This is a genomic window from Micromonospora sp. CPCC 206061, assembly GCF_036906915.1.
Taxonomy (GTDB): Bacteria; Actinomycetota; Actinomycetes; order Mycobacteriales; family Micromonosporaceae; genus Phytohabitans.
Window position 1 is genome coordinate 1 of record NZ_JBAKHX010000108.1, and the last position, 21,233, is coordinate 21,233.

At 66.7% G+C, this 21,233-nt stretch carries 16 protein-coding genes; 14 read left to right on the forward strand and 2 right to left on the reverse strand.

All coding sequences use genetic code 11. The annotated features are described in order from the left end of the window. Positions 1-927 precede the first annotated feature (927 nt). The 14 genes from V6V89_RS37510 to V6V89_RS37575 all read left to right on the forward strand — a co-directional run bounded on the left by V6V89_RS37510 (position 928) and on the right by V6V89_RS37575 (position 19,614). Positions 928-2,082 carry a DNA cytosine methyltransferase gene (locus V6V89_RS37510; protein WP_334624421.1) on the forward strand — a complete coding sequence of 385 codons (1,155 nt, stop codon included), beginning with the start codon at positions 928-930 and terminating at the stop codon, positions 2,080-2,082. Continuing rightward, positions 2,079-3,953, forward strand: coding sequence for an ATP-binding protein (locus V6V89_RS37515; RefSeq protein ID WP_334624422.1), 1,875 nt, complete (start codon positions 2,079-2,081; stop codon positions 3,951-3,953). The genes V6V89_RS37510 and V6V89_RS37515 overlap by 4 nt, the downstream gene beginning before the upstream one ends. Further along, positions 3,953-5,488 carry a hypothetical protein gene (locus V6V89_RS37520; RefSeq protein WP_334624423.1) on the forward strand — a complete coding sequence of 512 codons (1,536 nt, stop codon included), beginning with the start codon at positions 3,953-3,955 and terminating at the stop codon, positions 5,486-5,488. The genes V6V89_RS37515 and V6V89_RS37520 overlap by 1 nt, the downstream gene beginning before the upstream one ends. After that, positions 5,485-10,335 carry a helicase HerA-like domain-containing protein gene (locus V6V89_RS37525; protein WP_334624424.1) on the forward strand — a complete coding sequence of 1,617 codons (4,851 nt, stop codon included), beginning with the start codon at positions 5,485-5,487 and terminating at the stop codon, positions 10,333-10,335. The genes V6V89_RS37520 and V6V89_RS37525 overlap by 4 nt, the downstream gene beginning before the upstream one ends. Continuing rightward, positions 10,335-10,826 carry a very short patch repair endonuclease gene (locus tag V6V89_RS37530; RefSeq protein WP_334624425.1) on the forward strand — a complete coding sequence of 164 codons (492 nt, stop codon included), beginning with the start codon at positions 10,335-10,337 and terminating at the stop codon, positions 10,824-10,826. The genes V6V89_RS37525 and V6V89_RS37530 overlap by 1 nt, the downstream gene beginning before the upstream one ends. A gap of 506 nt (positions 10,827-11,332) precedes the next feature. Continuing rightward, positions 11,333-11,875 carry a flavoprotein gene (locus V6V89_RS37535; RefSeq protein ID WP_334624426.1) on the forward strand — a complete coding sequence of 181 codons (543 nt, stop codon included), beginning with the start codon at positions 11,333-11,335 and terminating at the stop codon, positions 11,873-11,875. Between the two features lie 41 nt (positions 11,876-11,916). Continuing rightward, complete coding sequence (locus V6V89_RS37540; protein ID WP_334624427.1) at positions 11,917-13,089, forward strand: helix-turn-helix domain-containing protein; 1,173 nt, start codon at positions 11,917-11,919, stop codon at positions 13,087-13,089. Between the two features lie 113 nt (positions 13,090-13,202). Beyond that, positions 13,203-14,060: a helix-turn-helix domain-containing protein gene (locus tag V6V89_RS37545; RefSeq protein WP_334624428.1), complete on the forward strand. Its 858-nt coding sequence runs from the start codon at positions 13,203-13,205 to the stop codon at positions 14,058-14,060. A 4-nt stretch (positions 14,061-14,064) separates the two neighbouring features. Beyond that, positions 14,065-14,946, forward strand: coding sequence for a helix-turn-helix domain-containing protein (locus tag V6V89_RS37550; protein WP_334624430.1), 882 nt, complete (start codon positions 14,065-14,067; stop codon positions 14,944-14,946). After that, positions 14,943-15,137 carry a hypothetical protein gene (locus V6V89_RS37555; protein ID WP_334624431.1) on the forward strand — a complete coding sequence of 65 codons (195 nt, stop codon included), beginning with the start codon at positions 14,943-14,945 and terminating at the stop codon, positions 15,135-15,137. Before V6V89_RS37550 ends, V6V89_RS37555 begins: the two co-directional genes overlap by 4 nt. Positions 15,138-15,846: 709 nt before the next feature. Next, the gene (locus V6V89_RS37560) at positions 15,847-16,707 is read left to right on the forward strand and encodes a hypothetical protein (protein WP_334624432.1); all 861 of its coding nucleotides are present in this window, start codon (positions 15,847-15,849) and stop codon (positions 16,705-16,707) included. Positions 16,708-16,716: 9 nt separating this feature from the next. Next, positions 16,717-17,709, forward strand: coding sequence for a hypothetical protein (locus tag V6V89_RS37565; protein WP_334624433.1), 993 nt, complete (start codon positions 16,717-16,719; stop codon positions 17,707-17,709). Further along, on the forward strand, positions 17,706-18,602 hold the full coding sequence (locus V6V89_RS37570) for a hypothetical protein (protein WP_334624434.1): 897 nt from the start codon (positions 17,706-17,708) through the stop codon (positions 18,600-18,602). The genes V6V89_RS37565 and V6V89_RS37570 overlap by 4 nt, the downstream gene beginning before the upstream one ends. After that, complete coding sequence (locus V6V89_RS37575) at positions 18,595-19,614, forward strand: FAD-dependent oxidoreductase (protein WP_334624435.1); 1,020 nt, start codon at positions 18,595-18,597, stop codon at positions 19,612-19,614. Before V6V89_RS37570 ends, V6V89_RS37575 begins: the two co-directional genes overlap by 8 nt. Before the next feature lie 13 nt (positions 19,615-19,627). Here the strand turns inward: V6V89_RS37575 and V6V89_RS37580 are convergent, their stop codons facing one another. Together V6V89_RS37580 and V6V89_RS37585 are read right to left on the reverse strand one after the other, a co-directional pair. Further along, positions 19,628-20,647 (reverse strand): tryptophan--tRNA ligase, encoded by a 1,020-nt coding sequence (locus V6V89_RS37580; protein WP_334624436.1) that lies wholly within the window; start codon positions 20,645-20,647, stop codon positions 19,628-19,630. Positions 20,648-20,687: 40 nt separating this feature from the next. Further along, the gene (locus V6V89_RS37585; RefSeq protein WP_442935297.1) at positions 20,688-21,125 is read right to left on the reverse strand and encodes an HAD-IA family hydrolase; all 438 of its coding nucleotides are present in this window, start codon (positions 21,123-21,125) and stop codon (positions 20,688-20,690) included. Positions 21,126-21,233 lie beyond the last annotated feature (108 nt).

Here is a 21,233-nt window from a genome sequence, read left to right on the forward strand (position 1 = left end):
GCGTTTGCCCAGCTCAACCCCTAAACTCCAGCACACGTGTGACTACGAACTGCGGAACCCGGGTCAATCGATGCGGCGCACAAGGTAAATGAGTAGAGGAAGCGGATCACCTGTGCCGGACTGCCTGTCGGAACGAGGTGACTTGCCACCCGGCTTAAATCGATCATGAAGTCGGGCCCATCCTGGGCCGACCATGTGAGCATGGAAAGTCCACCCGCGTCCGAGGCATGAGGGTCCGGCCGTTCCGCAGCCCAGCACGGTCCGAGAGAAAGCGCACGTCAAATCCTTGATCAAATGTTATTGAGAGGCAATGGCTCTTGACCTTCGCGCGCACGAAGGTCAGTAGGCAGAAGCCAAGATCGGCTAGCAGAGATCAGTGACAAAATGGATTGCAAAGTGGATGGATCGTCGCGCAAAGGGGACAAGGTCGATTCAAGCCAAGCTGTCCCGCCAAGGACCCCGCTCGGGGGCGACGACGAACCGACCCGCTCCTCGCGCGCGGCTTGCGCCAGCACCAAGGCATTCGGCCTCCCCGGCGTGCGGCGCCTCCCTCGCCCACTCGCCACGGCGCGTCCCCCGATCAAACGCCCTGGTCATAGCCGCTGGGCGCCCGTGAGGCGGTGCCGAAAGTGCACGATTTCAGTGCTGCTCGGCCCAACTCCGGGGATTACCACGCACATTTAGGTCCGCTTAGTCCATTTTAGAACTACTTGCAGATCAAGTGACGAGTGCCTTTGATCTGCCGGGATCTCGCGTTTAACCTTGCCGTGCAGTGCGCTGCGCGGACCGTCTCTTGTCGGAGGCTGCCGATATTGTGCGGGCCATGCTCAGGATGACCCTGTTGCGCGCTGCAGGCTCGCGCACTCCTTACTGTCATTGGACCAAAGCGGGTCGCAGGTGGTTTTCTATTGCGGGGGGCAAGCGCTAATGGCACGTGTAGCTGGGCGCTACGCTGCAGTTTCAATGTTTTCCGGTAGTGGCGGGATGGATTTGGGCGCGGAACAGACCAAGCGCGTCAGGGTGGTCTGGGCTAACGACATCGAGCCGTGGGCCGTAGAGACGTACAAGCGCAACCTCGGGCGCTACATCGTGGCCGAGGACATTGCCGATCTTGAGGTGCCGGACGTGCCGTGCGACATCCTTCTTGCCGGGCCACCCTGCCAGGACTACTCGACGCTATGGAACCACGACGGGCTCAAGACAGCGCGAGGGAACTTGTTCCGCCACGTCGCTCGGTTCCTGGATGCGCTGCGTCCAGCGGCATTCGTGCTGGAGAACGTCCCCGGCCTGCTGTCTGCCAATCATGGGGCGGCCTGGACTCTCGTTCGTCACGCCCTGCGTTCGCCGTCGAGCTTCGTTACGAGTCCTCGGGAGGCGCCCGGAGTCCGGTACGACCTGTCGGCCCAGGTGATCGATATGGCTGACCTCGGCGTCCCCCAGAACCGCGAGCGCCTGATCGTGATTGGTGTGCGTCGCGACCTGAGGATCCGGCCCCCAATGATCCCGGAGCCCTTCGCAGGCCACCACAGGACGGTCGCGGACGCGCTAGACCGTGACCCGATCCCGGACGACGCACCGAACCACGAGCGCGGGCTCGACAGCCCCGAGGTGGTCAAGCGGCTGAAGCTTATTCCGCCAGGCGCCAACTACGAAGTCATTCCCCAAGGACACCCCTCTGCCGTGAAGGGCCTGATCAGCCACGTCTACCGCCGTCTGGATCCCAACAAGCCGGCGTACACGATGATCTCCGGAGGTGGCGGCGGCACCCACGGATACCACCATGCCGAGCCTCGGCGGCTGAGCAACCGAGAGAAGGCTCGGCTGCAGGGCTTCCCCGACGACTTCGTCTTCGAGCACGGACCGGTCCGCAACCGTGCCTCTGCGTACGCTCGCGTGCGCCGGCAGATCGGAAACGCGGTCCCGCCGCCGGCCGCGAAGGAGATCGTCGGCGCCCTAACCCAGGTACTACTCGCCGCCGGCGTACCCCCACGGAAGGCAGACGAACTGGCCGCCGCGCGCCGGAACGCGGGAACGGCATCACACCCTGAGCGCCTAGCCGAAAGGAGGGCTGCCGGCCAGTGACCGCCCCCGAAGACCTGTCGGACGAACTCCCTGCCGTCGCCGCCCTAAGGTCCCTGTCCATCTTCAGCGCCGACCAGGCCGGCGCTTACCGCGAACACTTTCAGCACCTCGCAGAAGCGCTCGGGGAGGACGTGCCCACCCGTTTGGCTCGGCACGTCAGCGCATGGGCCCAAAGTGGGCAAGCCGGAGCGATCGTGCTCACCGGCAACGCGGGGACCGGTAAGACGGCCGTCGCCGAGTCCTACTGCCGCGACGTCGGCGGCACCCTGCCACCGGGCGACGAGCCATGCGAGGTTGCACCAGGCCGGTGGGTGATCAAGGACCTCTCCGGCCTGTCGGACGACACGGCGCGGCAGGCCGCGCTCGAGACGGTACTCGACGGCGTCGCCTCCGAGGCAGGCCAACACCTGGTTTGCGCCAACGAGGGGGTTCTCCGCGACGCGCTCGACAGCCTCGACCATCAGGACCTGGCCACGGCCCTAGAAGAGGCCCTTCGCAGCGGCGCCGCCGAGGTCGGCAAACTGGTCGTGGTCAACGTCAACCGCCAACGCCCAACCGCACCGGGCCTGTGGGACGGCCTGCTGGACTTCCTAACCCGCGAAGAGCTATGGACCGGCTGCGCCGGCTGCCCGTTCGACCTCGGCAGCTGCCCAATGCGCAGCAACGCTGAGGCTCTTCGAGACCCACGTGTGCGCGAGCAGCTACGCACTCTAGTGCGCCTGGGCGCCGGCGAGGCGGTGCCCACGATCCGCGAGGTCTTGTCGGTGTTGTCCTGGGCCATAGTCGGGGACCGGACCTGTAGGCACGTCAAGACCTCGACCCGTGACCAAGACAGGGCCGCGTTTACAGCCACCGACGGCTACTTCACCCGCATCGTCGGCGGCGGGCTTGCCCCCGACGCCATCGAACGGTCTCCGCTGATGTCGGGGATGCTAACGGCGCTGCTCGGATACGTTAGCGACCTGGAAATTGACGGCTGGCTCCGAGACACGACAGGGGCGCCCGACCGGGTTCGCATGCTCGCGGGCGACCCCGCGGTCACCGAAGATGATGGCCGACGCAGCCAAGCCCTCGCTGGGAGCCGATCTCCGTTGGACCGGGTCCGGACGAAGCAGGGCACGATGACGTTCCAACACCTCGGGGAGCTCGTGAGCACGAGCGAGGATCCGACGAAGGTCGACGACGGCCTCGACGCCCTAGTTGCCGGCGACGGCGACACCAACGCGCCAGCCCAGGTCTTGTGGCGGCAGCGCATCTACTTCGAGGCGAGCGGGGTGCTCCGTGGTGGGGACCTCGCGTCGCGACGCCTGCTGGGCTACCGCTACGTGGCGGACCTCGTGACGCTGGCCAGCAAGGCCGCAAGCGGCGAGGACGTCGTCCTCGAGGTCGCAGGTCTCGTCCGTGGGTTGAACTTCCTTGTCACCGGCTTCTCCAGCCCTCACGAAGGGCTGGTGGTACCGGACCCGGCGTGCCTGTTCGCGCGGGACCCCGGCTCGTTCCGCCCTGCCCGACCTTCGCTCGTATTCGGGCTGGTGCCACTGGAGCGTCTATCCGTCAGGGTGCCGGACCGCGGGCTGGTGGAGCGGATCCTGGATGTCGACCATGTGGAGGTGGAGCTCGTCGTGGACGGCAGCTCTGACCAGTCGCTTCGCATCCGCCCCAAGATGAACGAAGCGATCCGCGAAGCAGCCGACTTCCAAGGGCCAGTCGGCCAAGGCGTCGCCGAGATGAACGACCTTCGGGGCTTCTACAGCCGGCTCGCGTCAGCTGAGGCAGCCAGCGACTCCATCCGGGTCGCCGACCCAGACTCGGATCCGCCGGCCCTGGTCAAGGTCAACCTGCCCTACTTCGCGAAATCTCGGAGGACGTAGTGGCTCCCAACCGGCGTCTCGCGCCTGGCCAGGTCGCGAAAGTCCTCTTCGGGCTCGATCCGGACCGAGACGAGCGCGCCCCGCAGCTGTGCGCGGAGACGCTGCTCACGCTCGCGCAGAACCGGTACAGCGCGCCGGAGAGCAGCGACTCGCTGGTCAGCCCGAAGCGGCAGCGCTTCGCACTGCGCAGCCTCGCCCTAGCAACGAATTTCCTGGCCGGTCGCGACGGCCGAGCGGGCGAGGACAACATGACGCCACAGTTGTACGGCAACCAGCTGGCTTCAGGGTCCGATGTGCGCAACAGTGCCAACCTGGCGCTGGCCCAAGACGCGTTGCAGGGCCTCATCGACCCCGACACTCAGCGCGGCCAGCCCGGAGCGTGGCTGCTTAGACCGTTCCACGATTCGCTGTTGTGGTACGACGCCCGCAAAGCCAGCGGTCGCGAGGACTGGACGGTGCGGAAAGTGTACATGCGCGGCAGCGGCATAGCCCTCGCCCGTCTGCTCCTCGATCCCGGGGAGCCGGAGTCTGCAGAGCTGGGCGCGAGGGCAGTTGCAGCCATCAAGGAGGCGCTGACGGGCCCGAGCCCGCTGGCCGAGATCAGCAACCGGCTTGAGTCGGCGCTGCAGTCCGGCGAGGCATACAACAAGACACCGGACACCGAAGACGACGAGAAGGAAGCCTGGGACCGGGGCGGGGAGGAGCTGCTGCGATCGCTCGGGGCGAGCCTGTGCCGGCATGCCGAGGGCGTGATGTGCCAAGGTGGCGCCAGTGGGCCAGCCAAGCTCTGGCAACTGCGCACCATCTTCGCACTCGACCTCGCTGTGCACGCGCTGCGCGTCGCGTGGGACGCCACGTTGACTCCCGAGGAGGACCGCTTCCTCCTCCTCAGCTTCGGTGGCGGCCCGCGGGCGCAGGACCGAGTCCGGCAACGATCTGAGGAGTCATACAGGAGGGCCCGCATCCGCCTGAACGAGGCGACAATCTCCACGTTGGCGCGCCTCATGCGGCAGCTGGTCGAAGACCAGACTGTCAATTGGGTCGACGAGTTTGAGAAACGCAGCAAGCTGGCCGAAAACTCACCCGACAGCGTGTCGCACCAGCTGACGAAGCTGACTGCTGACAGCCCGGTGGGAGAGTTCCTCCGGCTCGCGCGCACCTCCGTGGAGAACGCCAACTACGGTCGGGCAGAAGACGGGTTCCGTGTCCTTCTGGAGTCGGTCGGGCTGATCGCCGGCACGCGGTACCGGTACCTGACGGCTACGCCCGACCTGCTGGCGGCACTCGTTGGCGCTCTGTCGGCCCAGATGCCGATGCCGAGCAACGAGTTCTTCGCTGCGGTCCGGCAGGAGTGGGGCCTCGTGATCAACCAAGAGTCGGCGGCGTCGACGAGCCTGCGCGGCCAGGTCGACGGCGCCGGCCTCGAACGCAACGCCCGTCGCGCCGAACGGCTGATGAGCGAAGCGGGCCTGGCATTGAGCCTGTCCGACCGCACGACGGTGGTCGGCGAACGCGCGCAGAGGTGGGGAAAGTGAGCCAGCGGCTTGGCGGCGCACTCGCCGAACACATCAAAGGCATCGGCGGCGACTCGAAGTTCGTGCTGGTCGAAGGCGTCCCCACGAGCCTGGCCCTCGGCATGGCCGCGGCGTGGAGCGATGAGTTGCCTCCTTTGGCCGTCGTGTCCGACTCTCCCCGCAGATTCGGCGATTACGCGTTGTCGGGCTCAGGGACAGGACTGCGAAACCGATACCCTCGAGGGATCGTGCTGGTCCTTTGCGAGGGCCTGCAGGTGCCTGACCGCAGCGGTCTCAACCTTTTCGAGAACCTCGCCCCCGGCGACCTGCTGGACTCCCCAGATGGGCTGGTCCTGCTCGCTCGACAGCATCCCGCCGCGAGCCCCGACGGCTCCGTCCGGGCGGTGCGCGAGGCCGTAATGCGCGCCGGGATCGCCCACAAGCCCAGCGCCGCCCAGGTCGCGACGTACTTCGACCGGGTCGCGGCCGGCGAGAACCCGCTCGCCTGCCTGCCGGCCATCGGGGCCTTCGCCGACACTGCTACCGGAGGGCGGGTCGACGCTGACCGCATCGGCGACAACCTCGCCCTGGCAGCGCGTCGCACCAGCGAGGACGTCTTGCGGACCACGGCCTACGCCGAAATCCGCAGGCGAGCTGAGGCAGTCCTCGGCCGCCGCCCCGGGTTGCGGGACGACCCAGACAGCGCGAAGGCCGCCGCCGCGAGCGTCATGACCATGCTGCAGTCCGGCAGTGAGCAATTGCTCGAGCACCTGCAGTTCGACGAGGCGCGCGAGATCCTCGAGCAGCGCACTCAGGACCTTGCCGATACCGTGCTGCAGGCCTTGCGCGACTACGAGCGCACCCACAAGGGCGGCCGGGTCGAGCGGTTGCCCTGGCCCGACTACTACGCCCGCGCGGAGGAACTGCGCCGAGCCGCCCAGCAACGCGAGGCTGCCCGGGAGCTGCTGGATCTGGACGACGCCCAGTCCCGCGGCATTTTCAACCGCACCACCCGAATCAAGCTCGAGAAGCTGCTGCGCGACAGGGCCATCAGCGGGAGCAGCCCGTCCTGCCCCGAATACGCCCTGATCAAAGCGGTGCAGCAACTCGGCGGCCCACTCGCGCGAATCCAGGTTTTGAACCCCAAGCCGCCGTCGGACACGGCGAAGGTCAACCGAAGCGGCGCGGCGCGATCCATCACCCTTGGCTGTGCCAGACTGCGGCTCGGCGGCCTGTTGCGCCGGATGGAAAGCGGAGGCGTCGACGTTGATGGCCTCCTATTGCAGCCTGCGAACAATGACACGACTTTGGAGTCTTTCCACGACGCAGATCTTCCGTCCGGCGACCTCGCGCTGCTGCAGCTGCGGCTCTACGCCGCCGACGGCAGCACAGTCCACGTCGACTGGCGGCCTGACCTCGACGACGCTGCACTGCTTCGAGCTGCCCTTCTGTTTGCCGAACACCCGGCGCTCACTCTCACTACCCCGGACGAGCCGACCCTGTCGTCGTTTTGTGGCGATGCCGAGGCTAGCCCGGTGCCAGTACCCATCCAGCTCAAGCCGCTCGCGCACGAGCTGCGCGAGCTCACTCGCATGTCGCTGCAGGAAGGGCTCAACCCTCAGCAGCTGCGGAGGTGGTCAGCGAGCTGGACATCAGCAAGCAATACCGAAGGTCCACAAGGCGGATCCGCCACGGCCGAAGTGCTCTCGCTCGCTGGCGGCGTCGCCGGCCGAAACCACTGCGTCGGCCTCACTGGCTTCGCCCCGCTGAAGGCGGAGTGGCTCGGCCAGTACCTGGAGGCGCTGTGGTCGCTGCTCGACGCGGCTTCCGGGGAGTCCGACGACAAGCCCGTCGCTGCAACAGCCGCCAGCATCGCTCGTACGACCGCCTCTCACCACCCTGCCCATGTCCGCGCCCGGATGCGCGACAGGGCGCTGCTGCCAACCAGCGAGGGGCGGCTGTGGAGCCTGTACGGCGGAGCCGACACGCGCGACGAGAGCGGTTACGCAGGCGAAGCCCTCACTTCGGTCATCGTGCGGCTGCTCACGCTGCAGCCCGAGGCGGCCGGCCACCTGCGCTGCCTGGCTTACGGGCCGGGTGCAGCTGACCTGCTCGTTTCGCAGGCGGTCAAGTTGATCGGCCGCAAGACCGGCCGGGGCACGATCGCCAAGATCGAGGTGTTCTGTGTCGGCCAGGAGGCCACCGACAGGCCGGACTGGCGCACGCTCGCCCGTGCGGACGAGGAACTGCGCGACAGTCGTGATGTTCTGGAGCTGCGGTACCTTAACAGCCTCGTCCGGGCACGGGAGGTCTTGCAGCAGCGTGGGTCCGACAGCCCGGCTGTGCACCTCGCTTTGGTCACAGGCATTAGTGACGGCGGAAACCGGCTGCAGATCGAGTTTCCTGAGGTCCCGCCACCTCGTCAAGACGCCGAGGTCCTCTTTGCGCCGCGTACGTCCCAGCGTCCACAGAAGGACCGGCGCATGCTGCTGATGCCACCCGCCACGACGAAAGCGGGCATCACCTGGCTGAAGCTGCAGGCGACGGTGGAGGACGGCTGGCCAGAGGAGGGAGAGGACATCCCGGTGCCGGAGGTCCGCGCCGGCGCGATGGACATCGCCGAGCAGCTCCAGGAGGTCCACGACCTTGCGCTGTGGGTGGCAACGCTAGACCGGTACGCGACGCGCGACAGCCTCGAACAGGCCCTCGGCGCGGACCGAATCGCGATCTTGCATCAAGAGCGCCGGCTCGGAGGCGACAGCCCCCTGTCACTCGTCCTCAGCCAGAAGTCGGGCGGGCCGGCGGACCGGGCTATTGGACGGAGCTTGCGAGCCGCTGGCATCGTCTCCGACAAAGAACTGGCGCTCAGCGTCGGCGCCGACCTCCGCCGAGTTGCCAGCCAGGGCTACGGCATCCTCGCTCTGGAGGCGGCCACCAGTGGCACCGGCATCAATGAGCTTGTCGGCCATGTCGTGGCGTTCTCGCTGTTGGCACGTACCACCACTCCATGGCCGTTGCCGCCCGGGTGCCGCGTCCTGCTCGTCAGCCTCGACGAGTACAGGCATTGGTTCCAGGGTCGGCGGGCGGATCTTCTCGCCATCGCACTCGACACTGCTGAGGGAGGGGTCCACGTCGCGACGATCGAGGTGAAGGCTAGGCGCAGCGACGAGACCGACGCCGCCGCGGGTGCACTCGATCAGCTGAACCAGACCCTCGCCGCCACTCGGTGGGCGGCCTATCCGGAGTTGGGCTCTGTCCACAGCCGGCTGTGGCTCAACCGCATCACAGAGGCCGCCTACTCCGTGGCTCGGGAGTCGCGGTTCAAGCTCGACGCCCGAGAGTTGGTGGCGCTGGAGGCGTTCCGGACCGGAACTGGCACCCTTGAGTGGGCAGGCGTCGGCCTGGTCTTCGGCCCCAACGTTGACGAGTTCGACCGCTACTACCCCGAGAAGGTAGGCGTTGACATCGTCCCGGTGGTGCTGCACAGCATCAGGCTCACGGAGGCGCTGCTTCGCGACGCCACCCAGGTCCGCATCACAACGCTGCGAACAGTCGAAGCTGACCGGCCTCCCCTAAAGGGCGGCCGCACACGGCGGCGGCCCGAATCGGCGAGCGAGACGGCGCCTAGAAGCCAGCAGCCCCAGCCGTCCGTCGCCGAGGAAAGCGTCGTGCCGGAGCCTCCGCCTCCCGCCACTGAGCCTGCTGCGCCGAAGCAGGCAGAAGCCGCGGAGAACGCTCCGCCTGCGCCGCAGCGCGACGAACCCGCGGTTGTCGCGGAAGTGCGTCCCTTCCACGCCCCGATCCTGGGCTGGGACGCTTCCACCGGGGAGGAGGTGCGTTGGCACCCCGCTGGTAGCGAGCAGAGTGTGCTCCAGAACGGCCACGTCGAGGTGTGGGGCAGCTCAGGTATGGGGAAGACCCAGTTCACAATGAGCCTGCTTGCCCAGCTGGCGCAACACAGCGGCAGCACGTTCGGCATTGCCGACTTCAAGAACGACTACAGCGACGAAACGGGCTTCCCCCAGCTGGCAGGTGCCGAGTTCCTCGACCTCTGGAATGGCGGCGCGCCCTACAATCCCCTTGCCCTCGATGAAGCTACCGACCGCGCCGTCGAGACTGCGGTGATCGAACTGCGCGACACAGTTGAGGACGCCACAAAGACGTTCACGCGCATCGGCCACCGTCAGCGGGCAAAGCTGCAGGAGGCGCTTGAACGGGCGTATGCTGTGGCAAGGACTGAGGGCAGGTGGCCGACGCTCAAGCTCCTCGACGACCAACTTGACGCCGACCTTTCCGGCATCATCGGTGACCTGACCCGCTACGAGCTGTTCCGGGATGGCCCGCCATTAGGTCAGGTCATCGACCGCAACGTTGTTTTCGGCCTCAGCAGAATTCCTGGCAACGGACAGACAACCGTTCTCGCCGCGGGCTTCATCCTTTCCGCGCTGCTTCTCCGGGTGCAGGCGCTCCCCCCTGTGCCGAACACAGTGCGATACCTTGCGGTGGTCGACGAGGCACACAGGGTAGCAACGTTCACTGCGGTCGACACGATGATTCGCGAGGGGCGCTCGAAGGGTCTCGCTGTCATCCTGGCAACGCAGCAGCCGGGCGACCTGCCCGACGTCGTTGCTGCCAACGCGCAGACGAAGGTGTGTTTCCGTCTGCCCGACGCTACCGTCGCGGCGGCCGCGGCCAGAAAACTCAACCGGACGGACTCGCGCCTACCCGAGCAGATTCGGACCTTGGGCAAGGGAGAGGCATTGGTAAGCTTTGGCGGAACGAGGCCACAGCTGCTGCGGATGTCGCAGGCGTACCGCGACCGGCAGGCATTGGGACTCCCCGAGGAGGGAGTTAACACGAACCGGTGATGCAACCACCCGTTAGGCGCCACCCAGGACGGCCTGCCAGCACCACGCGGACCCCCAAGGAGGACATCAAGGCGACCTCGTGGGCTAGCGACCCGGCGGTGCGCGCCCGCATGCAGCGGCAACAGACCCGCGACACCGGGCCGGAACTCGCCCTCCGGCGTCTGCTGCACGCAGCCGGTCTCCGCTACCGCGTTGACGTCGCCCCGCTAGGCTCCCTCCGCAGGCGCGCTGACATCGTATTCGGCCCCGCACGAGTGGCCGTCTTCGTTGACGGGTGCTTCTGGCACGGATGCTCTGAGCATGGAAGCAGGCAGACCAAGGCCAACACCACTTACTGGTCCGACAAGATCGCCCGAAACCGGGCCAGGGATGCCTCCACCGACGACCTGCTGGCCCGCGCCGGCTGGCTCGTTGTGCGTGTATGGGAGCACGAGAATGCCCTACACGCTGCGCAACGCATAGGCATGATCGTGCGAGAGAGGCGTCGGTGACCTGGCAGAAATTGCGGATGACCAACGGGCGCTGTCGTGCGTGCGGGGTTGGCTGTCGACCAGCCGGGTCGATGAGGTCAGCGCTTCCGAGCTGGCCGGCCGGCAGATCCCAAGGCGATGCGCGGCCTGCGGGAAAGGATCCGGACGGCAGCGTACGGACGGTCTCCGGCGGCCTACCCGGCCTCGGTAGCGTGGCACAGCTAACCACTTCTTTCTGACATCCGCGGAAGACACGGCCCGGCAGACGCGTGGGGTCGGCGGGCTCGGAGGCGCGGTCGTACGGCTCGGTGTCCAGGCAGGACAGCGGTGGAGGGTAGATCTTGGCCGCCGCGCCATTGCGCTGTTCGGACGGACTCGATGACCGCCAAAAAGCCGTCGCGTGACTGAGCCGGTACGTCTACTCTGCCAACCGCCGATAGCCTGTACAGACTTTGGTGCGCCCCATGGCTTGCCGTGCCGATCGACGGGCCCGGTACGTCGGTCATGATGGTGGCGTGGAAAATCCAGTGCTCTACATCGTCGCCTGCGGTGGCCGTCCCGCCGGTAACCTTCCGGAGACCATACCGGTGCTCCAAAACGCCGGTTGGGAGGTCTGCGTCATCGCGACGCCGTCCGCGCTGAAGTTCATCGACAGGGACAAACTGGCGAAGATCACTGGGCACGTGGTCAGGTATGACTATAAGCAACCCGACGAGCCTGACGTCCTCCCGCTGGCTGATGCCATCGCGGTGGCGCCAGCGACGTTCAATACGATCAACAAGCTGGCCCGCGGCAGCAGCGACACGCTCGCGCTCGGCATCCTCAACGAGGCGATCGGTCTGAACTTGCCGATCGTGGCCGTGCCCACGCCGAATGTCGCTCTCGCGAAGCACCCGGCGTTCCAGGCTTCCGTCCGGGATCTTCGCAGCTGGGGCGTCACGCTGTTGTTCGACCCGGACCGTTACCCGCTGCCAACCCCTAATATGGGTGCACCAGCGGCGTCGCTTTTCCCGTGGGATGCCCTGCTGCACGAGCTTGAGGTCGTGCGGCAGCGGTTGATCAATACGTAGCGGTCGCTGCGGCGGATGCAGCCGAGTGGAAGTTGTTTGCCATGGACGCGCAGCACATCGGGATCCGCGTACGGCATTGGCGGCTGAAGCGAAATCTGAGCCAGCGCGCGCTGGCCGAGCTGGCCGGCTTCAGCCAGGGATATGTCGCGCAGATCGAGGCCGGCATGAAGCCCGTCGACAAGCGCAGCGTGCAGGTCGCACTCGCGGGCGCCTTGCAGGTATCGGTGGCCGACCTGACGGGCCAGCCATACGACCCGCAGACGGTCGAGCACAACCTCGCGGCACGCGCGGTTCCGGCGGTACGCGCAGCGCTCCTCTCCATCTCGCTCGGCGACCGGCGAGAACGCGGCCCATCGATCGAAGCCCTACGCGGACCGGTTGCGACGGCTGCTGGGCTGCACAACTCGTGCCAGTACGACGGGCTAGTACCCAGGCTCCCCGATCTCATCCTCGATCTGTACGCCGCCGGCGATAGTGCCGAGGCGCTCCAGATGCTGACGTGGACGACATACGCCACGACCTTCGCGGCCAAGTATCTGGGATATGCCGACCTGGCCTTGCTGGCCTCGCAGCAGTGTGTCCAGGTAGCTGAGCGGCTCGCGGAGCCGGCATGGCGCGGCGTGGCTGAGTTCGCGCTACTCCACGCCCTGCCTCCAGAGACCAAGGACCTCGCCTCGCGCCGACTGCGCGATGCCATCTCCAGCCTTGAGGCGGCCTCACGCGATCGCCCGGCAGCGGAGGCGTACGGAATGCTACATCTGACCGCGGCGTTGTTCGCGGCCATGCGCGGCCGGAACGGTGACGCGGTGACGCATCTGGCGGAGGCGACCGACGTCGCCGACCGCTCCGGGGAGGGCAACTTCGCCGAGATGTGGTTCGGACCCACCAACACGGTCATCTGGAAGATCGGCGTCTACGCCGAGCTGGGTGACGGCGGGCGCGTGATTGAGCTTCCCGATGTTGATGTCGGTCAACTGGGCTCCCGTAACCGGCGTGCGACGTATTTCGCGGACATGGGTCGTGCACTCGCCCAGACCAAGCGCCACGATCGGGAAGCGTTGACGTATCTGCTGCGGGCAGAGTCCATCGCTCCTCAACGCGTTCGCCTCTCACCACCAGTCCGTGAGGCGGTTGGTGCGATGCTGCGCCGGGCCAAGAGAACCGCAGGTGGGCGCGAGCTGCAAGCACTCGCGACCCGTTTGGGAACGGTCTGATTACCGGAAGTAATAGCGTCCATACGCCATCGGTCTAGCTTCTCCGCATTGGCGCGTCGTCGACAGCCACCAGGCTCCGACGGATCGCCCTTTGCGGAAGGGAGACCGTTCACATGCGCATGCCATCGTTGCGCGCCCGCTGGTTGGCCCAGCACATACGTGGGCTGCGTGACGACCAAGGTTTGACGCTGAAGTACGTGGCCGCTCACCTGGGAATGGACTTCAGCAAGCTGGCGCGTTTTGAGCGGGGCGACCAACCATTCACGCGGGACCAGGTTATCGCGCTTCTGGACCTGTACCGCGCTCATGACCCCGACGAGCGGGCCACGCTGTTGCGGTTGGCGCAGGCGACGTGGCGACCACAGTGGGCGGCGGACTTCGACGGCGCCGTCCCGGATGAGTCGTTCGGTGACCTGCTGTGGCTGGAGTCCGAGGCCACCCAGATCCGGTGTTACAGCCCACTGTCGATTCCTGAACTGCTGCACAGCGCCGGCTACGCCGAAAAGCGCGCCCGGGAAACGGGCATAGCCGCGAGTGTCGAGCATGTCGCCGCCCGAGTGCGGCTGACAACCGAACGCCAGCAGATTCTGTCGCGCGCACCGACGCCGGCCGAGTTGACCGTGGTGCTGGACGAGTGCGTCCTGAAGCATCCGGACGGGGACCAGCGGATGTGGGACGGCCAGATCGAGAACCTGCGCCGGGCGGCGGCGCTGCCGAACGTGCACGTGCGTGTCCTGCCCGCCGGAAGGCCGCGTCCGCCCGGCGTTGAGGGTGGATTCGCCGTGTTCACGCTGCCCCAGCCATCTCCGCTGGTGGTGCACATCCCGTACCTCGGCGGGCGGCTGTTCCTGGAACACAGCCACGACCACGTGAACGTATTCGACAGGCTCTACCGGTCGGCCGCGGATGCCGACGAGTCGGCCTCGCTCCTCGAACTCATCCCACCGAGCCCAACCCAGATCGAAAGGTGACATCGTGCCAACGAAGCGAGAACGGTTCGCGCAGACTATCCGCGCCCAGTACCTGGGCCAGCGCATGCGCGAGCTGCGCGACGAACGCGGCTTGACTCTCAAGTACGTGGCAGGCTACCTCGGCGTCGAGTTCAGCACACTGGCGAGGTACGAGCGGGCCGAGTGGCCATTTCGCAAGGACCACGTCGTCGCGTTGTTGGACGTCTACGGAGTCCACGACGACGGCGACCGCAATGAACTGGCGGCGCTAGCGGTCAACGCATGGCGTGCCGATCATTGGTATCGGGATGGCGTGAAGCCCGACCCGAACCTCGGCCCCATGCCGGACCGGTGGTGGGTGCAGCGCCGGGCGCAGCAGATCTGCATCTACAGCCCGAACATGATTCCAGACCTCTTGCGGACCGAGGCGTACGCCGACGAAGTCCTAGCTCGCACGCAGACCGGGACGATCAGCAAGGAGGAGCGGGCCAAGCATCTTCATGACACCGCTGCACGTGCCAAGGCGCTGACCCGCCGGCCCGATCCCGTCCAGCTACACGTGGTCATGGATGAGCGAGTACTGCACAGGACCGTCGGCGGCGGGACGGCGTTCAAGGCCCAGCTCGAGCACATTGTGCAGCTGGCCCGCTTCCAGGCCAATGTGGACATCCAGATCGTGCGCGACACCGCGCTCATGCACCCGGGCGTCTTCGGCGGGTTCACCGTCTACCGCATGCCGCAGCCATACCCCGACGTGGCCTGCGTGGACCACGCTAGCGGCACCCTGCTGCTGGAGGGTAGCGCCGCTGAGCAGTTCAGCACCAAGTTCACCGAGCTGGCCAAGGAGTACGCCGAACCGACCAACGACTCCATCGCGCTGATCAACGTCCTCAAGGAGGAGCTGTGACGAGCACGCGGTCGGAAGGGCCTTCGGACACGGCGGTCACGATCGGCGCCCAGGCCGTCGCCGCGTTCGCCGACGAGTACCAGGTGCAGCTGCCGCCGGAGCTGCGCGAAGACCTTGCCCGGAGCGTGCTGACCGCGGCGTGGCCCCACCTGGCTTCATCTGTCCGCGCTACCAGCCGGAACGGCATCTGACTGGGAGTCAGCGGAGCAGCACGACTGCCGGAGCCCACGTCCCTGGGCGAAGGGCTCCGGCAGCCAACCGCTTGCTGCGTGACCTCGGCGAGCGACACAACCGGACCATCCATGACGTCCTCACCGCCGTTGACGCCGGCCGTGGCGACCTCGCCGTGCAGGCCATGCGATGACAGGGGCGTAGCCGCGTAACGGAATTGGCGTGAAGTGGTGTGGGACACGTAAGGCGGGCCCGCCTACCCGCACCCCCATGTGAATGGGAACGGCACCCGTATCGCCGTTATGGGCCTGCCTTACGTGTCACCAGACCACTTCACCCACACGACAGATTTCACGGAAACGACCAGAACATCGGGGAGGCCATTGGCATGGGTGCTGGCGACGAAGTGATCGTGACAGCCACATCTATTCAGCACACCGATCCTGAGGCGTCGCGAGGCGACGCCGGAAGGACAACCGGCAAGACCGACGCCGGGTACCGCACCCACTCGTCGCTATGCCAGGCACGGCACAGCATTTTGGTGGGACCGCAATGGGCAGCGTGAGAGGCGGCTCCGTCGCTGCGCAAGCCGATACGTGGTCGCCAGATCTCCTTCAAACGCTACTGCGAGACCCGTCTGCGGCATCGGACGAGCGATGGCGGCGATGGTGCGCTCACCTGCTCCACGCCGACCTCATCGGACCGGTCGAACTCCACGAGTGGTGGGACGTGATCATCGAGTTCGACCCAGTGCTCAGCGCCTACACCAACGAACCTGTAGCAACACCCGACAACACCGTTGTGGTCGCCGGAAGCGGCAAGGAACACTTCAAGACGTTCAACGTCAGCACCGCGGCGGCGATCCTGGCGGCGGCGGCCGGGGTCCCCGTGGTCAAAGGCGTCTCGCAGTCGGTGTCCGCAGTGTCCGGCGCTGCCGACATTCTCGATGTCCTCGGAATACGGCCAGTCGACCACCCTGCCGCCATCACGGAGGCGCTGGATCGGCACGGCATCGCCTGCACCGCCTACGCGAACTTCTGCCCTCGGTACGCAGCTCGCTATGACGGCGTTTTCGAGAAGCTCACCCCGGCGAGCTTCTTCATGCCGGTGGCGGCGTTGTGCGTGCGGGCGGGCGGATACGTGCTCGGCCTCGCACACCGTGATGTCATGCTCGCCGCCGCGGCACTGCGGCGAATCCGACCCGATATCACCACAGGCGTAGTCGCATCCACCGAGCTGACGCCCGGCGAAATGATCGACGAACATAGCGACGTTGGTGTGGCACGTATCGCCCACCTCACGGATGGCCTGATCATCAGCGAGGTGCGTCGGAGGAGTGCGCCAGCGAAAGCGTGGCGTACAGCTGTGGCGCACCGACCGACACACGGCGGCAATGCGGCTCTCGTCGCCGCCGCAGTCACCTCATGCAACGACACACCAGTCGCCCGGCTCGTGGAGCTGAACGCCGCCCTCATCGTCACCGCGAGCCGAGCCGGAGTCGACCTCGACGAGGCGACCGACCAGGTCTGTCAGGCTCGTCGATCCGGGCGGGCCACACGACTGCTTACGACGCTGACTCACCTCCAATAGGGAGCGCCGATGCCTGCCAAGCCAATAGGTCAGCGATCGACCGAGACCCTCGCCGGACAGCTCGGGACAACGGCCGTCCGCTTCACCCATCTCGACGACGCGGTCACGGTGCTCGACCCCGAGGTGCGGAACTCGTTGGCCGTCGTCACCGGGTTCGGGCCGACGAACGCGCCGACCGCCGGGACGCTCTCAGTCATGCTCGGGGCCGTCGAGTTGCAGCGCCGCCTTCACGCACCGATGACTGTCGTCATCTCCGACCTAGGGGCGTGGAACTCTCGCAATGTCCCCTGGTCGACCCTCGTTCGGGTCAGAGACCAGATGTTCGCCTTCCTCGCGGCGCTCGGGCTGGACGTGGACAAAGCGCATCTGCGTTCTCACCTCGACCACGACAACCTCATCAGGGCCGGCCGTATCGCTCGTTACCTGTCTCGGTCGGACTTCCAGGAGAACCGCGAAAGTCTGTTGGAGCTCTACGCGGATCACGGATTGCTTGGCAGCGAGACAGGCGTGGTCGTCGACTCGCTATACACCGTCGCCGACGTGCTAGCCCCGTTCGACAGCGGAGCCACGAACATCCTCATGGTGTCCGGAATGGAGGAGGCGTACTTCACCGACCTGGCCCGCTTGGTCCTGAACCGGCAGGCGGAGGCCGGCGACCTGAGCTTGGGCTGGAACGGCCAGATCGGCGCCCTGTACTTCCGGGTTCTGGAAGGGCTCGCCGGCTACCCGAAAATGTCCAAAAGCATCCCAGCGTCCAGCATCCACCTCAACATGGCGCCAAGTGAGATCGCCGACCGCATCATGAGCGACGACGAGGCGAGCGAACCCGCGATCCTCTCGGCCATCGAGTTGAGCAGCGGCTGGGACAGCACTGACATCGATCGCGCCCGCGTGGCGTTCACCGAACGCGCTGAGCACCCAGACGCATGGCGAAAGGTGCGCCGGGAGTTCGGTGACACCTTCGCTCAGTTCGCCGACCTGTGGCAGGAGTGTGCTCCGTGAAGAGGGCTGTGATCGTCCTCGGCGCGTCGGGGCGGCTCGGCCGTCGCGTCCTACCAGTACTCGCCGAGTCCGGCTTCGACATCGCCGCGGTGACGCGAACACCGCTAACCGTCGGCCCGCCGCAGGACGTTCACTGGATCACCGCGGACGTGACGCTTGAGGAAGACCGGACCCGAATCGTGGCAACGCTAGAGGCGTGGGCGGCCGGCCATGGCCACATCTGCGTCGTCGACACCGTTCTTGACCGCAGCGGAGTCGCCGCCATGCGGCGCAGCATCCAAGGCGCGACCAGCGTCGTCTTCGCACTACGCGAACGGTTCGGCGACGGGCGCCGGACGTGTGCGCTGGTCGCGGCGAGCACCACGGCCGTCCTGGCCTCCTCCCTCTACCAGACCCCGTACGGGCTGGCGAAACGAAGGCAGGTCATCACCTACGCACGCGCCGGCATCCCGGGCGCCGCCCTGCTCCTGCCTCAACTCGCGCAGCGGCCCAGCACCGGACCGGTGGATGAAGCAGCCTGGTCCTTCGAGCAGGCCGCGTGCCGGGTCGTCGAGGCCGTCCTTGCAGCGCCCTCGCGTTCGAGCTTCGCGGTCTACGCGCTCGACTTCGCCGCCCCCGCCACCAAGGACGAGGACACACCGCTGTCTGCCGCAGGCACCGCCGTCCTGACCCATCTGCACAGCCTCATCCTGAGCCGCGATTGCATGCAGGCTCACCGCGCGGCCGCCCGAAGTCGGCTACGCCTGACGCCACAGCGACTCCGAGGTCGCGTCGACCACCACCTGGCGCCGGTCGGCCTGGTCCGCCGCTTCGCTGAGCGGCATCACATCTCGATCATCGACGAGCGGACCGCCGGGTCTTCACTGAACCGCCGAGGGCCGGTACATGCCTGACGAGTGTGTGGACGTTCTCGTCGTCGGGTCGGGCTTGTGCGGCTTGACGACCGCGGTTACCGCCGCGCGTCGCGGGCTGCGGGTTCTATGCCTCGGCGACGAACTGCCTGGCGCGTCCCTGGCCAACTTCGGCCAGTACCACTCCGGAGCCGTTTACGCGCCAGTGCTTCCCGCAGTCGCGCGAGACTGCTGGCAACATCGCGATCGCTGGGGTGACCTGGTCCAAACGGCCCGGGTCGGCGAATCTACGGGGCTGGCCCTGTTCCATGCAACCGACACCGTTGACCGCTACCGCCACGCCTGGAGCGAGGCCGGCATCGACGGTGTGGAAGAGGTGGACCCGCGTGCCGTCGGGCACGTCACTCCACCAGCGGCGGCCTTCCGCATTCCCGACCACAGCGTGAACCTTGCGGCCCTGCGCGTCCGCCTGGTCGAACTCGCCCACGCGACCGGAGTACCAACGGCACGAGAAGCGGTCACGCTGCGCCGCGCCGCCGACAGCACCCTCGTCTCAGCCGGATGGTCCATCCCGCAAGCGCGCGTGGTCGTGCTGGCGACCGGGGCGGCTACGCCGGGCATCCTGTCCCGCGCGGGAATCCAGCACACATTGCACGTGCGCCGCATCGCCTGGGGCCGGGCCACCGGAGCCAGCACGAAAACCCTGACGTACTGGCTGGACGGCGACCTGTTGGCGATCAGTCCCGACCTCAACGGTGTCCGCGTCGGCCTGCCCGGCCTCACCGGCATGTACGGCACGACCGCGACCGAGCACACGCGGCTTCGAGTCGCGCTCGGCCAACGCGGATTCGACTCGCTCGCCTCCAGCCTCGAACTGCTGTGGGGCACAGTATGCGAACCCGCCACTCCACATGCCGATCCGTCCGCCGCCGTGATCGACCTCCGAGAACCGTCGGCCGGCTGGTCCCCAGCTGCCAACCTCGTCGTCGCGCTCCCCGGCAAGTGGACCACCGCGTGGCACTGCGCCGACCGAGTGGTCGACGCCCTCATGTGAGGGCGCTGAGCCGCTATGCGATACCGATCGCGTCCCTCACCCGCTCCAGCACCGGCCGGGTCTGCTTGCGGGCCTTGTCCGCGCCGTGAACGAGCAGATCGTCCAGCTCGCTGCCCGGCGCCATCAGTGCCTCGTAGCGCTCCCGCATCGGCCCGAACCGTGCGATCAAGGCATCGGTCAGCTGAGCCTTGACCTCGCCCCAGCCCATCCCACCAGCGAGCAACCGAGCCCTGGTGTCAGCCACCACGTCGTCGCCGCCGAAACGCTCCAGCAGCGTGAAGACCGCCGCCGAGTCCGGATCCTTGGGGGCCTCGACCGGCACGCTATCGGTCGGAATGCGCCTGATCACCTTGCGCAAGCTGGCCTCAGGCGCGAACAGAGGGATCGTGTTGTCGTAGGACTTGCTCATCTTGCGCCCGTCCGTGCCCGGCAAGGTATGCGCCGAATCCTCCGGCGGGACAACTGGTGCCGGAACCTTGAACTTAAACCGGTCGCCGTAGACGCTGTTGAACGCCCCGGCGATGTCAGCGGCGTACTCGACATGCTGGAGCTGGTCGCGACCCACCGGTACCACGTCCGCGTCCATGATCAAGATGTCGACCGCCATCAACACCGGATAGTTGAACAGCCCCATGTTCACGCCCGCGTCAAGATCTTCTTTGCCCGCTTCTCGGTTCCGGTCGCGCGCGGCCTTGTACGCATGCGCCCTGTTCATCAAGCCCTTGGCGCTCACACAGGAAAGCACCCAGGTCAGCTCAAAGGTCTCAGTAATGTCCGACTGTCGATAGAACGTGGTCCGGTCTGGGTCGAGTCCAGCCGCAAGCCAAGTCGCCGCCACCGAGCGGGTGTAATGGCGCAGCAGGTCACGATCGCGGATTGTCGTCAGCGCGTGATAGTCCGCGATGAAGTACACGGACTCGTAAGTGTTAGCCAATTCGAGCGCGGGAACGATCGCACCGATGTAGTTGCCCAGGTGTGGCTCTCCGGTGGGCTTGATGCCAGTCAAGGAGACCTTACGCGCTGTCGGACCCATAGGGCCGACATTACCGTGCCGCAGGCTCCATATCCGAAGACTAAAGCGCGTCGCGGGACACGGCGTCAACCGGGCGCCCGTCGAGCAGCGCAGGCAGCTCCGCCATGCGCCGAAAGGTTGCCTCGCTGGCGTCCAACGGCAGCCCACCATCGGATGCGTATCGAACAACCCGCATGCCTGCGGCCCGAGCGGCGGCCACACCGGTCTCGCTGTCCTCGACCACGACGCAGCGACCCGGTGGCGCGCCCATACGGGACGCCGCCAGCAGAAACAGGTCAGGGGCCGGCTTGCACCGCTCAACGTCCGCAGCGGTGAACACGCGACCCGCGAAATACCGCGCGAGCCCAGTCATCTCCAAGGTCAACGTGACCTTCTCCGGCCGTCCGTTCGACGCCAAGCACACCGGTATGTCTAGCCGATCCAGCACCTCGACGAGGCCAGGGGTCGGCTCGACCTGGACCCGTAACGCGGCATCCACCGCGACCGTTAGGTGATCGAACCATCCAGGGGAAACATCGGAACCCCCTCTCTGTCAGGCTGACGTGAGACACCTGATCCACTACATGGTCTGAGTAGGGCGAGTGCA

What these genes read in the sequence shown, in the direction of transcription:
- V6V89_RS37580 (WP_334624436.1), bottom strand. Translation starts at nt 20,647, where the DNA reads ATGGGTCCGACAGCGCGTAAGGTCTCCTTGACTGGCATCAAGCCCACC.
- V6V89_RS37530 (WP_334624425.1), top strand. Translation starts at nt 10,335, where the DNA reads ATGCAACCACCCGTTAGGCGCCACCCAGGACGGCCTGCCAGCACCACG.
- V6V89_RS37565 (WP_334624433.1), top strand. Translation starts at nt 16,717, where the DNA reads ATGCCTGCCAAGCCAATAGGTCAGCGATCGACCGAGACCCTCGCCGGA.
- V6V89_RS37510 (WP_334624421.1), top strand. Translation starts at nt 928, where the DNA reads ATGGCACGTGTAGCTGGGCGCTACGCTGCAGTTTCAATGTTTTCCGGT.
- V6V89_RS37545 (WP_334624428.1), top strand. Translation starts at nt 13,203, where the DNA reads ATGCGCATGCCATCGTTGCGCGCCCGCTGGTTGGCCCAGCACATACGT.
- V6V89_RS37575 (WP_334624435.1), top strand. Translation starts at nt 18,595, where the DNA reads ATGCCTGACGAGTGTGTGGACGTTCTCGTCGTCGGGTCGGGCTTGTGC.
- V6V89_RS37540 (WP_334624427.1), top strand. Translation starts at nt 11,917, where the DNA reads ATGGACGCGCAGCACATCGGGATCCGCGTACGGCATTGGCGGCTGAAG.